Annotated in this window: 7 protein-coding genes; all 7 read left to right on the top strand. The window is 58.1% G+C overall.

The features are described from left to right. The first annotated feature begins 29 nt into the window (after positions 1-29). On the top strand, positions 30-2066 hold the full coding sequence (locus BM035_RS10990; RefSeq protein ID WP_092031863.1) for a hypothetical protein: 2037 nt from the start codon (positions 30-32) through the stop codon (positions 2064-2066). After that, positions 2063-3025, top strand: a complete 963-nt coding sequence (locus BM035_RS10985; RefSeq protein ID WP_092031860.1) for a hypothetical protein — start codon at positions 2063-2065, stop codon at positions 3023-3025. The genes BM035_RS10990 and BM035_RS10985 overlap by 4 nt, the downstream gene beginning before the upstream one ends. Before the next feature lie 9 nt (positions 3026-3034). After that, entirely contained in the window at positions 3035-6829 is a 3795-nt protein-coding gene (locus BM035_RS10980) for a hypothetical protein (protein WP_092031858.1), read from the top strand. Beyond that, a complete protein-coding gene (locus BM035_RS10975) occupies positions 6826-10671 on the top strand; it encodes a hypothetical protein (RefSeq protein WP_139216034.1) in 3846 nt (1281 codons plus the stop codon). The genes BM035_RS10980 and BM035_RS10975 overlap by 4 nt, the downstream gene beginning before the upstream one ends. Positions 10672-10685: 14 nt before the next feature. Beyond that, positions 10686-11402, top strand: coding sequence for a sulfite exporter TauE/SafE family protein (locus tag BM035_RS10970; protein WP_092031852.1), 717 nt, complete (start codon positions 10686-10688; stop codon positions 11400-11402). Positions 11403-11713: 311 nt separating this feature from the next. Then, positions 11714-12943, top strand: a complete 1230-nt coding sequence (locus tag BM035_RS10960) for a hypothetical protein (RefSeq protein ID WP_008172094.1) — start codon at positions 11714-11716, stop codon at positions 12941-12943. 45 nt (positions 12944-12988) lie between these two features. Next, positions 12989-13399: a hypothetical protein gene (locus BM035_RS10955; protein ID WP_008172093.1), complete on the top strand. Its 411-nt coding sequence runs from the start codon at positions 12989-12991 to the stop codon at positions 13397-13399. Positions 13400-13478: the final 79 nt, after the last annotated feature.

The following is a 13478-nucleotide window of genomic DNA, read 5'->3' as shown; positions in this document are numbered from 1 at the left end:
GAAAGAGGATAGCAAGAAGGAAGCAAGCGATGCCTGTTGGTGAAGGAAAATTCAAGCTCTACGCCAAACTGAATCCGCCTCTTGAGGCGGGACTGTGGCGTATAAGGGCCAACCAGAAATTCTCAGCGCAAACGCCGGAGGCCAGTCTGGATGCCAGTGCGCTGAAGGTGGACGAGGAGAATATTCACCTCAGGATTCGGTCGCCGCGCTACATCCTGCCGCCTGATCAGATTCTGTCGACCTATCCACCGGCCAATTCCTTTGGTAGCTATGGCAGCCGCCTGCCACAGGTGGTCATCAAAAGGCGGACTCTGCCCTGGGAGCGCCGCCTTGACGGTGCACCCGCCAATACACCCTGGTTGGCACTTGTGCTCATCGCCGAAGGGGAAGCCAGGCTGGAAACCAGCGTTGATGTCGCGAATTGTGTAACCGCGGGTGTTGAACTCGATGGATTAAAAGAAGTCGCCAAGGGCAACTGTCTGGCCATCAGAAAATCAATCATCGATAAGGTTTTTCCCACCAAAAACGACGTTGACCTGCTGGCTCATGCCCGGGAAGTGGACATCCACGATACCGAACTGATGATGGGGGATGATGACGGGTTTCTTGCCGTTGTCATCAGCAACCGTCTGCCTGTGCCGGGCAAGGACGAAGACGGCAATGATGCCCCGGTGAAGTATCTGGCCTGCCTGGTGAATCTTGAGGGCCAATACGATGTGCTGTTGGACCGGTCCCCGGATCCGGTGCTGTCGTTCGTTACACCTTTCATGGTCAAGAGTACCGTTCACCAGAGTATGGCCAGTTACGACGACCATCAGGTGATGGGCACGGCTCTGGCTCCACGAGCTGCGGGAATCAATGCCGGCGACCTTCAGAATCTGACTCAGCCGGTGCCTCTGGCGCCGGGCGTCAAAGGCTCCCGGTCGACACAATTCAAGTCCGGCGCTGCGGCAACGGCCGGCGCGGTCCCATATTCCGGCTCCGGTACCTGGGCCATCAAAAAGTCCAAAGGCTCCACTTCGGCAGACATTGCTCTCAATATGGCCGAGCCCTTTCGGGTGATTCAAACCTTCGAGGCCCTGCCTTTGGACCCCGAATATCGGTTCCCGGTTTTACTGCACTGGAGTTTCACCACGACCGGCGACACCACCTTCCGATCATTGATGGAAAACCTGGACTCCCGCCTGCTTGGCGATGTTGGGCCAGGTCAGAAATCCGTGAGTGGCCGCCTGCCTCTGGAGGTTGCCGAAAGTGGGCATGTCGGTCTGGGCCACCAAACCCGTGAGGGTGACAAGGTACGGTCCTGGTACAGAGGACCGCTGGTGCCGCATCCCACCCGAAATTCCAGTGCTGATCGACTGAAACTGGCACATAGTTCAGATCAGCTCCGAGTGGTTATACCGGATGGCCGAGAAGATCTGTCACTGGCCACTGCCTTTGAAACGGGCCGTCTTCTCACACTGTCTCAACCGTCAATCATCGCTTCGTTGATGCGGTGGCGACAAAACGACTATCACGCTGCCCGACTGAAGTCCCTGCTCATAAAAAACAGAACTCTCTGGGAGGAGGTGCTCGGGGCAGGCATTGATCAAATCGACCTTCGCCATCTGGGCCGGCTTTCAGGGCGTTTCTTTGCTGATGCTGTCGTGAGAACCCCTGAAAAGTTTCTGGGAAATCCAATGCCCCAAGTCGGACCGGGTCGGCCTCTGGAATTCAATGGTCAACCCACCACTGTGCTTGCTCGGGGGTTGGGGCTGGAACCGGCCTTATTCGTCGGCGACCTGAACAAAGTTTTCGAGGGTTTGCGGGGTGTTCAAGTGCCCAAAGAAGACCTGCTTACACGGGAACTGGGCAAGGTCGATTTGCGGGAAACCCTGGAGGCTGATCTGGACCGGCAGCGTGTCGATCTGGTGTCCAGCACACTGTCGAATGAATTGATCAACGAACACCTGACCGGCCCTGCATTTCCAGTCACAGATCGCCTGATCAGAGAGGGCTTGAATGACAATCTGGATGTGATCCTGCGGGACCGTCCCAGAGATTTCACGGATGAGGGCGAGTCATGATCAACAAAAACCGGGACATACTCGAAAACCTCGGCCAGGAGCTGGAAAAAAACGCACGGGCTCCGCTCAGCGAATTCAGGATTGACCAAAACACCGCGATGCCCGCGGAGCTGCGGAACTGGTTAGTCAGCTTGCGGCTGCTCAACGGGGTTCCATTTGCCAATCTGGTGGCGGACTCCGAACTACTCCCGCAAGAATCGATTCGCTGGTTCTACATGGATCGGCGTTGGACGGATGCGTTGGTCCAGGGCGCGCTCAGCGTTGGCACCGTGAATAGTGACGACCGTATCCAACTGGATGCCCAATACAGCGCCATCCGCGCCGAACTGGATACCGAAGAGCGCAACGTTCGTCGTCGCACACTCGCACCACGTCTAACTGGGCAAACGGGTCCCATCACCGGATTTCTGCTTCGCTCCGCCGCTGTATCCGGGTGGCCGGGCATGCACGTTCGGGCTTTTGATGTAGACCCGGAGGAGGGCGACGAAGCCCGGTTCGAAGAGGACGATCCCCGACGAATCCGGCTGCTGCGTCTGGAAAGGTTGGCTCCCGCCGTTTTGCTCTGCCTGTTTGATGGTGTCCCCAAAGTTGTTCACCTGGAGGAACCGCGCCAGGGTGTCCAGTTTGGCTTCAAACACGAGGATAACGGTAACCAACGCTCAGCAACGCTAACTCCCCGCAGGAAGAGCGACTTCAGCTACCTCGACGTGGAGGACATAAATGTGCCGTTTCGCGTTGGGTCATCCGGTGTCGTTGATATTCGGCGGTTATCCGCGGCTCTGGCTGAGCATGATGAAACCGGCGCGGGCGATGGTCTGGACAGCGCCGAGTACGCCTTGCAGTTAATTCGATTCCCATGGCGGCAGGTGTTTGGAGAGGTTCAGGTTCCACCGATATCCGCCATGTTCCGGGCGACCGTGGCTTATGAGCCCATGGTTAACGCCACATTCAAGCTGTGAGGGGGAGCTATGTTCAAACACCTATTAAAGAAAAAGACCCTCACCAAAGCGGTGTATGACGAACGTTGGGCCTGGTTGGTTCGAGCGGATACCGACCTTGCTGCCGTCAATACCTGGGACCCGGATTTGCGGCGGAATAAACGCATCCTGGTTCCCATCGATGTTCAGGCCTATGTTGCAAAAGAATCCAACCCTGAGCCGTTGGTGTCCGTGACCGGTGGGCCTGGCGACCCTGCGCCTTTTGCTGAGGGGCAGGTGCCGGCAAATGGTGTTCACCTGCACTGGGCACTTCCCGATGCGCTCCTGAGGGGGGGAGAATCAGCTGCAGGCGGCGAGCTGGAAATGACAGAGCTTCCCAACCACTGGGTTGTGGTGCGAGCGCTTTTCCCCGTCGGGATTAAACGGCCCATGATAAGAGGCTGGGTGATCGATGCAAAAACCGCGAGCATTCGGCCTCTGGGCTCCTTTAACGGATCGAATTTCGGTACCTCGGAACAGCCTACCTATGAACCTCTGGACGGGACCGTAGGCGGATCGCCCCTCTGGACCGCGTCTTATCATGCCAGTGCCAATCGTTTCGCTTTCCATGATGCCCTGGAAGATCTGCCAGAACTTCGAAAGACCGCGAAAGACGGTTTTGAGAAAGATGCCGGTACCTACACCGTTGCGGGCTGGTATACGGACATGGACAAAGATCCGCTGGCGGTGGTTAGCAAAAAAGACTTGCTGGATGTGATGGCCGACCTTGGATGGTATCTGGATCCGGAAGCCGAGCCGCCCAGCAACGAACCGGATCTGGCCGTGTTGGAACGTCTGTTATCGAAAGGGGAGATGAAGCAGCCAGCTGAGGCAACTCCAACCAGTTTTGTGGCAAAAGGTCGCGTTGAATCTTTCACATACGCCGACATGACTCCGGAAATGGGCCTGCCGGTTGATAAAGCCTCCAAGTTGTTTATTGCCCAGAAATCTCCCACCTTCATGTCGCTTTTTCACGGCATGATTTCAGGCGTCCCCATCGGAGAGAACATGCCTGTCATTGACGAGCGCCCATCCTCAGAGGCGCTGTCGGTCGCGGCCGGGTTTGATACGGATGATCTGGTTACCGCGCTCGGCGCAGATGCCATTGGCGATAGCGTTTCCCAGAGGCGTGCCGCTGAAATGCTGGCCGCTGCCTTCACCAGCGATTTGATGGACCGTATGGGCACTCAGGACGGCCTGCGGGATATTGCCGAGCGAGAGCACGACGACATGTTCAGCTCTCGTCCGGGCAAACCCTTGCCTGCAGCCAAACTCGATCATCTGCGCGTTGAGGACTCCGCGTCGGTTAACGCAACTTCGGTCGGGCGAAAAGGGCGAGCCAGGATGAGCAAGGAGAGCACCGCCGAACGGGTGTCGCCGCTGCCTCGTTGGCGTGACAAAGTTGTCTTCAGCGAGGAAATGCAAGCGCCCAAAGCTCCACCAATCGAGCTCAAATCCGATGCGATTCGGGGTGCGCTCAAAGACCGGCGCACCGTTGAACGACCCGCACCCCGTCTTTTCATGCCCCAGCCCCCGTCGCTGGCCATAAAAGGTGCCAAGCCAAGCCTGCGCCATCATTATGACGGGCTCCACGATGATAATGGCCGTTTACGGTGCCGTTACCCCAATGAGGCGGTGAAAGGCATCAAAGGCGTGGTCAAGGCGAAAGACCTGGTGCCCACGCTGGGATCGGGCGCAATCCCGCCCGAAGTGTTGACCATCGTACGTGAAGCTCTGGTTCTGAATCCCTACTGCAGCCGCTGGCTGGCCAACGCTGCCACCGACAAGGACGAGGTTCGCCCGAAGTATCAGAGCCGCATTGAAGGAGAGATGCTCCGGCTCTACTCCGCAGATGGTCGCTACGACGGCAGCGGGGCGTACACCTTGTCTGGCAGCCTTGCGGATCCGCAAGCGCCGGGAAAGGAAACCTGGCAGCAATTCTCTTTCCGGGAGACGTCCCTGAAAAAGCAAATCACGGCTGAGCTGGCTGTTGCCTCTTACCTTGAGGGGCTGAGCCCGAGCCCACTGGGGGTTACCGCCTGGCGACAGCCCTGGGTGCCGCTTTGGCTGGAATGGCGGATTGAATTGGAGGGCTCGACTTCTTTGACTGATTGGCAGCTCGATGAACTGGACATGGTTCGAAAAACCGACGCCAATGATGTCCAGATGATTGAGATTGTTGGCCGTAGCCCGCTGCATCGGGGCCTGGGGACGGCTCTTCAGGCAGGTATCAGCCGCTGGATTGCGGCGGAGCAGGAGAGGGAGGCCACAGGCGATACGCTGACGGCATCCCAGGAAAACACATTGAATACCCTGGCGGATTTCATCAAACCCCAGGATCTGGCGTCGGCCTCTCTGGATGGGGTCAGGGAACAACTCCTGGGCCTGAACTATCTGGGCGGATTCTTCTCCACGCCTGGCGCCGATGACCGGCCAGAGGTTATTGCCGATCCTTTGACCTTGTTCGGGGGAACCATCTCCTTTAAGGCGCTTCGTTTGGTGGATGCATTTGGCCGTGTCCTTGACGTGCCTACCACGGACATTCAAACCACCACACCCCTGGAAATACCGGATGATACCTCTGCCATGAAGATGCCACTGCGCATCCAGGGGGGCGGGCGCTGGCTTTTTCGGTTGGTCGATCCGGCCTACCAGGGCGACCCGGCACTGGCTCCTGAAGCCTTTGTGAATCAATTGGAGCCAACCCTGGCGGTTAACCCTGTTGCCGGCTTTCTGTTACCTGACCACATTGATGAATCTCTCGAAGCTTTCGATAAGAGGGGTAATCCATTGGGCCAGATCAGTCATCATGAGCTGACCGGAGCGGTCCGCTGGGAGCCAGCTCCGGGGAGGCCCTTGCCCCCGGGCGCTGGGCCTATGGCCGATCTGCCGCCCGATGCAACGCCCGTGGGCAATCTTGTTTCCGGGGTGATCAGAACGGATGTGCAGCATCGGAAGGGGGAGCTACCGACTACCGAAAGCTCGCTGACAGGTTTGCTGAGGGCAATCGACACCACACTCTGGACAGTGGATACCTTCAGTACCTTGGGGTCATCATCGATTGCCGGCCTGGTGGGGCGTCCCATCGCTGTGGTCAAGGCGACACTGAGGTTGGATGTACCCGACGATCTTGACGATGTGCGAGTGGATTCAATTGAAACGGCGAATACCCGCAAGGCCGCGTTCGAGGCGCTCCGGGATCAGGCGTTTCCGGTACGGCTGGGCGATCTCCAGCGCAGCGACGATTCACTGCTCGGATATTTTATTGATGACAACTACGACCAGTTCCATCTCGTCGACAAGTCCATCGGTGCGCTGGCTAGGGAGAGCGGTCGTCGCCGAGGGCAGTTGGGTTTGCTGGGCAAGGTTCATGTTCCGGATGTCCAGCCACTGGACCATCCTTATCTGGTTGACGAGGATCTTTTCTACGTCCGGCCCGGTACCTGCCATACGCTGACGCTGTTGATGCTGCCTGCTGGCAAGGTTCACCTTACCTCCGGCGTTCTGCCGAGAAAGTCACTGGCTCTCAATGACGCCTGGATCAATGATGGCCTAAAGCGGGTTATCCCTTCTGTTCGGGTAGGTCCGGTGCTTGTTGATCCTGAGGAGATTCGGTTACCCAAGGTCAATCTTCTGGGCGAGAAGCAACAGTTCACCCGTCGGACCGGCCCCTTGACCTGGCGAGACGACCCCATCGTTGCCGCGACGCAGTCAGCACTTCTGCCAAGAACGCCTCACGAATTCCAGGAGGGCTGGATTCGGATCATTGAGGAGGATCAGTCATGAGTGATGTACCGGTTGATCCTACTCTCGCTCAGGAACGAGCGCTTGCACGGCGCCGCAAGAGGAAAGCCGAGAAGCGAAAAAACGCGGTCGCGAGGGATAGCTTCTTAACATCAATTTCGGGTTCACCCGACAAACAGGCGTTGGCGGCCTCCATGAAGGCGTTAATGGAGCGCGAGGGTATTGGTCCATTCGGCGAACCTCCGGCCCGAACGTCTGCCCGTTCTTCGGCTGGCCTGGGGCCCGCCCCCATGGCGTTTCCCGCCAACAATACCAATCGGTGGGTGCCGATCGGGCCCTCGGTGGTTCGTCAGGGGCAGGCTGAGGGTAGGCCGCGAGTGTCTGGCCGGGTTCGTGATCTGGCCGTAAGCCCTGATGGCCAACGCGCCTACGCAGGCACGGCCAAAGGTGGCGTCTGGTATACCGGCGACGGTGGCGCTACCTGGGAACCCCTGGGGGGCTGGGCCAACGAGCCCAGGCGGTTCGGTGGCAACACCAGCGCATTCGCCTGTGGGTGTTTACTGGTGAACTTCGGTGCCAACGCCGGTGCTGATTTTGTGATGGTGGGTACCGGTGAATTCGACGCGATGCAGGGTGTTGATGGCGCTGATGCAATTCGCGGGGTTGGCATTCTCGCCGCATCAGGACCCGCCGCCGGTGCGGTCAGTTCGGACCCCTGGGAAACTGCGACGGGCATTGCCGCTCTGGAGGGCGTGTCGATAACACGCATGGTACGCGTTCCCGGCTCCGCACCCGGAGCTGCCGGAGATCGTGTGATCGCAGCCACTTCAGGTGGTCGGGATCTTGGCTGGAACATCCAGGGCGGCGGACTTTATCTGGGCACTCGATCCATGGTTGGCGGTAACCTCTCGTTTACCTGGTCAGCCCTGCCGTTGCCTGCCCCCGCGCCATCGCCGCCCGCAAACGGGGCCGCCATGGCCCCGGTCAATCGTGCGCCGACCGATTTGTGTTATGTCGGAAATCGTCTGTTTGTGTGTTTTCGAAGCTCAGGCATTGCGTTCTCAGACGATCACGGCAACACCTTCAACTGGATTACGCAGAACTTTCTTCCGGCACCGACTGTCCCGGCCACGGGAAGGTTGGATGGAAGAATGAGCATGGCGGTGAATGATGACAACACCGCTTTGTATATTCTCGGTGAGGTGACCACTAATCCCGCCGGTGGGAATCCTGTGCCCCATATCTGGCAAATAGCAAATCCGGGTGATGCTGCGCCCATTGCCAACCCATTGAATAACATTCCATCCGCCGCCAATCTCTGGCCCGGGCAGCGTGACTATGATCAGGCCATCGTCGTTACGACCCGGAATACGGCTCTGGTTCCACCGCCGGTACGGACAGACCGGGTCTATATCGGCGGGTCGCTCATTCAGGTCAATAACTGGAACGCGTCCATTTGGGCTTTCGACGTGAATGGCAACAACCTCGTACCGTCTCCGGGCGTTTCCGATCAGCCAGTCGGCACGAACTCAGGAGCCACACAGCCTGGTCTGATCGGCGATGCAGTTCACCCGGACGTTCATTCTCTCAGGAAAGCCACCAATGCAGATGGATCCCGGCAAATCTGGGTGGGTTGCGATGGCGGCGTGTTCGTTTCCCTGCGCGATGGCCAAACCAATACCTTCAGCAGCCGAAACGTGGGCCTTGCGTCCATCGAATCTATCTTCAGTGCCAGTCATCCCACCTCCAGCCATTTTTCGATGCTCGGTTGTCAGGACAATGGCCGACAGGTCCGGGTGGGAAGCACCGTCTGGGAGATGAAGACGTCGATGCAGGGCGACGGTGGTGGGGTAACGTTTCACCCGGTTCAGTCCCACTACGTGATGGGGCAATTTGCCAATGCGGATTGGGCCTGTGACCCGGCGGGCCGATACCGAGCGCCGTGTAATCTGATCAACAACGATCCGGAGTCCAATGCCAGTAACTTCTATTCGGGTATCGATACTGTTCGACGTGCGGCAGGGAACCTGGGAAGGGTAGCGCTGGGGACCAACAGGGTTTGGGTGACCGACAATCTGGGTACCAGCAACCCGAACACGTGGAGAGTATTACCCATAACCGCCGCTGGCACCTTTGTGCAGTGGCGGGATGGCCGTCCGGGCAACCGAACCCCGAGCACTGCAGCCAACATGGCCTTTGGGGTACCGCCAGCAGGTTTTGGGCCGGTGGTCACGGTGAAATGGGTCGATGAGCGCACCCTGTTGGCCTTATTTAATCAGGGGGTTATCCGTTACAGCGAGGATCCCGGTAATGCGGGGCGTTGGACGTCAACCGCGTTGATCGGCCCGGGCGTTGCGGCGCCGGCTGCGCCACTGGTAACACCGCAGGCTACGTTTTTCACAGATATTGCTCCAGTTCCGGGAACCAGCGATTTCTATCTCGTGACAACCGGCCAGACCAATACCTGGACACCGGCGGTTCCAGCTACGCCAACATCCGCAGCGGTGGCGGCCGTTTCGCCAACCGCTGCTGCAGACTCCTGTTTTTATTACGATGACGCTGCTGGCGGTTGTCGGCTGACAGGCCTGGGTCAGGCCCTGCCACCCATGCCCCCTCTCGCAACCAGTCCGATCGACCCGGCGTATTCGGTTACGGTTGACCCGGCGAATCCCAATACCGTGTACGTTGGAACTTCGACTGCGGTGTGGACGGCAACCAGAATTGCGGGTAACGCCCACGGACCGTGGCAGCTGTTCGTGAACGGTCTGCCGGAAGCGGTCGTGCAGGACCTTCACATCTGGCAAGATCCGTCCGGCGCGGGCACGTCGCCGAGGTTGATGAGGGCCACCTTGCAGTCCCGAGGCGTTTGGGAGGTCAACCTCGCTGCAGCTGAGCCCGCCCGAACCTATGTGCGGGTGCACCCGAGGGATGACCGCCGCATGTTCCCGACCCCCATGCAAAATCCGCGTCGTCGTCCCGGGGCCACGGCGGAGCCCTTTTTCGCGAGCCCGGATATCGTTGTACGGCCAGAGGCACCGGTAGGGACAACGCCATCGTTCCGGGGAACCAACATCTGGAACGGCAATCTGCGCTACCAACTCTGGGCGTTCCAGACCGCCTTCCGGTGGATTTACCCCAGCGTTATCCCAAATGGAGAGTGGAGTGACCAAATGGGTGATCTTGTTGAGCGCCACCGCCGCTTGAGAGGCATTGCAAACCCGGGCGCAAGACGAATAGATGCTGCCTTGTGGGCTGACGTCATGGCCAACGCACTTGACGAGAACGGCTCGCCGGGTGTCTACAGGGCACCCTGGCAAAATGCAGCCGTACCGGCGTTACCCGGTTCGGAGATTGACCTGATGGAAACAGTGGTACCCCGCCGAATCAGGAACTCAGTCTGGCAGGTATACCGCGAGCGAAGCACCGTTGATGTCTCGCTGCACCATCGAGACACCCGGCCAGTGGCTGCAAACGGAGCGTTTGTGGTGCTGTTATGGCGTTCCGCAGCCTCTCAAAACACGTTGCTGGGAACGGATTGCACAAACGTCGTGCCCTTTGTCCGCAGCCTGACCGGCGGAGCGCCGCAGCCAACACCTCCGGGATGGAACGTGGCGCTGGCGGCTGACGGCACGCCATTGAACCGTTTGTCGGTTGACCTGTCTGCTCGAATGCCACGAGCCGTGTCGATCAACGTGGACTTTTCCGGCGTTTCGACCGGTCATCGGATACTGCTCCTGGCTGTTGTCGGCTCAACAAACGATGTCTTTTCGGCAGTACCAACGGGTCCGGTTACCTCCGTGGAGAATCTGGTGCGCAACTGGCCCCATGCTGCGGCCCGGGTTGTCAGCGTCTGGCCTCGACCCGGCAATCAACTTTTCCCTTAAGCAAGGACGCACCGATGGAACTTGATGCGATATCTCTGATCCTTCTGGCGCTGGCCATCCCGGCGTCGTTTATTGTCTCCGCTGCAGCGGGCCTCGGCGGTTCCCTGATTCTGGTGCCCGCCATGATGATGGCCATCGGTACCAAAGAGGGGATCGCTGTGGCTGCTTTGTTGTTGGCCTGCAACAACGTTGCGAAGGTGGCGGTTTACCGGAAAACGCTGCCCTGGAGGGCCTCCGGCACCGTCATCATTGCAGTGATGCTAGGCACCGCACTGGGCGCGACTCTGATGCTTAAACTGCCAGAGCTATGGATTCGGTATGCCGTTGCGCTGGTGATTGTTGTCACCCTCGTGTGGGAGTTTTCGCCCTATCATCGCGCGAAAAAAGCTTGGGGGGTTGGGCTAGCGTTCTGTTCTGGCGCTACCTCAGGTATTTCAGGTACTTCGGGGCCGCTCAAGGGCGTTGCACTTCGCAGCCTGCAGCTTGAGCGTTTTTACTTTGTGGGCGCCGCCTCTCTGGTGTCCCTCGTCGGCGACACGACCAAGGCCGTGGTGTTCAGTCAGTCCGGCTTGCTGCAAACCGAGCATTTGGTTCTGGCAGGTATTCTGGTACCGGTAATGGCGGGTTGTACCTTGCTGGGAAGAACCATCAACAGGAAACTGGGAGAACGCTGGTATAGCGTTCTGTTCTGGACCGTAATGGGCGGCTATATCTTGCGACTGGTGACATAAATGGCGGACCCAAAAGAGAAGAAGGGAGTGGGAAAACACCATTCTTTGACTGACCAGGCGCCTGAAAAGCAAGCTGCAAGAGACGCAGCCGAAAAGGTGGCCTCCGGACAACCGGCTGAAAAACCTGATTTCGATCAGAAAGATCAAAACATTTCGCCGCGTCGAAAGGCGCCGGGGCCCGGAAAAATCTCTCGTCCGTCATCGGAAAGCCAACCGGAGCCGGAAGCCGAGGGAGAACCGGATGAGCAAACATCGGCACCGCCTGAGGCCGTCATCGATGAGGGTTCAAAAGGCCGGAAAGGCAAAAAGCCATGACAGCTATCGTCGATACCAAGCGGTTGAACAGTGGCGACACCGGGGGACAGGCAGCTACAATCCTGGAACCTGCTCTTGCATGCTCCGGCAAACGCATTATCGTCACGGGCAACTGGTTCTGTTCCCGAACCACCGACGGTGGCGACAACTGGGTGTTTGTAGACCCCTACACGGAATTGCCTCCCGCAGGCGCTGGATTCTGTTGCGATCAGCTCATTCACTACTGCTCTGCCAGACGGCTCTGGATCTGGCTTCTGCAGTTTTCCAAGACCACCCAAGGAAACCTGATTCGTGTCGCTGTCAGTTCATCCGGCGCGCCTGGTACATGGACCTGGTGGGATACAACTCCGACGGACATTGACGAACAGTGGTCGGGGACCTGGCTGGATTACCCCGATCTGGCCGAATCAGATAACCACCTCTTGCTGTCGTTCAACGTTTTCAGCACAACCACAGACCGCTGGCAAAGAGCGGTGGTGTTACGACTGTCCCTGGATCAATTGAAGGCGCGTGAAGCGATCTCCCGGGAAGCCTGGTCAACGGAAGAATTCGGATCTCTCCGTTTTTGTCGTGGCATGGGAAGTACGGCGATCTTTGCCAGCCTGAGCTATTTTCAGCCATCTATCGAGGTGTTCCGATGGCCTGACGACGAAGAGGATGTCTCGCAAGTTTCCGTCGCTGTGAGGCATTGGCGCGACGGCCCTTACGCAAAACCTGATGATGCGACAAGTCAATGGATGAATCGCATGGATGATCGCGTTCTCGGAGCGTGGGAGTCAGGCGGTGTTCTTGGTTTCGTCTGGGTGGCCTCGGCGGATGTTCAGCACCCTTTTCCCTTCGTACGCGTGGTGAGAATCAGGAAGAGTTCGAATGAGCTGATTGATGAGCCCGATCTGTGGAATTCGGACCGGGCCTGGGCTTATCCGTCAGTTTGCCCGAACCAACGGGGCGATGTGGGCATAGTCGCGGTGTGCGGTGCCGGAGGCCGCCACCCAACGCTGGGGGTCGGGTGGCTGGATGACAGAGAGTCGAATGCTTTGCCAAACTGGCAGATGGCCCTGGGCGATGCCTCTAGCCACCAGCCCCACGCTCGAGCATGGGGAGACTACCTCGATATCCAGCCAGACCCACGCCGTAAAACCTACTGGATGGCGTCCGCCTTTACTCTTCAGGGAGGTGCGGGAAGGGCAAATATTGTTCCGCAGGTTCTTACATTCAAGCCATAAAACCATTGGCTGCCTGAACGTTATTTTTGTGGGAGGAGCAATGCCATGTATCGCTGCGAGTATTTTGCTATTCACGAGTTGGTGCCACCCAAGGTCTTCCAAGAATGGGGAGAGAAAGCCTGGGAACTGTTGGACGAACGGCTCCTTATAACCCTTGACCGTCTGAGGCGGAGATACGGCCCCATGACGGTTAACAACTACTACTGGGGCAAAGAAAGAGAGTGGAGCGGGCTGCGTACCAAAGACAGCCCATTTTACTCACGCTACAGCCAACATACTTTCGGTCGTGCGGCAGACTGTCTCTTTGCTGAACGAGCCGCTGAAGAAGTACGCCAGGACATTTTGAGCCATTCAACAGACCCTGATTTTGAGATGATTGGAAGCGTTGAGTTAAACGTATCGTGGCTTCACTTTGATGTTCGAAATTGTCACAGGATAAAGACGTATCAGCCATAGATAACGAACGGTTTGTGCTTAATGGGCGAGTCCATGCCATATTGGAGGGACGAAAGGGTCGCTTGCCTTATTGTTTCTT

The sequence above is a fragment of the Marinobacter sp. DSM 26671 genome (assembly GCF_900112835.1).
GTDB lineage: Bacteria > Pseudomonadota > Gammaproteobacteria > Pseudomonadales > Oleiphilaceae > Marinobacter > Marinobacter flavimaris.
Note: the sequence above shows the minus strand (reverse complement) of the source record. Positions and strands in the feature narration are given on the sequence as shown.

Coding starts and splice junctions, on each gene's coding strand:
- BM035_RS10980 (WP_092031858.1), top strand. CDS start 3,035: ATGTTCAAACACCTATTAAAGAAAAAGACCCTCACCAAAGCGGTGTAT.
- BM035_RS10955 (WP_008172093.1), top strand. CDS start 12,989: ATGTATCGCTGCGAGTATTTTGCTATTCACGAGTTGGTGCCACCCAAG.
- BM035_RS10985 (WP_092031860.1), top strand. CDS start 2,063: ATGATCAACAAAAACCGGGACATACTCGAAAACCTCGGCCAGGAGCTG.
- BM035_RS10975 (WP_139216034.1), top strand. CDS start 6,826: ATGAGTGATGTACCGGTTGATCCTACTCTCGCTCAGGAACGAGCGCTT.
- BM035_RS10960 (WP_008172094.1), top strand. CDS start 11,714: ATGACAGCTATCGTCGATACCAAGCGGTTGAACAGTGGCGACACCGGG.
- BM035_RS10990 (WP_092031863.1), top strand. CDS start 30: ATGCCTGTTGGTGAAGGAAAATTCAAGCTCTACGCCAAACTGAATCCG.
- BM035_RS10970 (WP_092031852.1), top strand. CDS start 10,686: ATGGAACTTGATGCGATATCTCTGATCCTTCTGGCGCTGGCCATCCCG.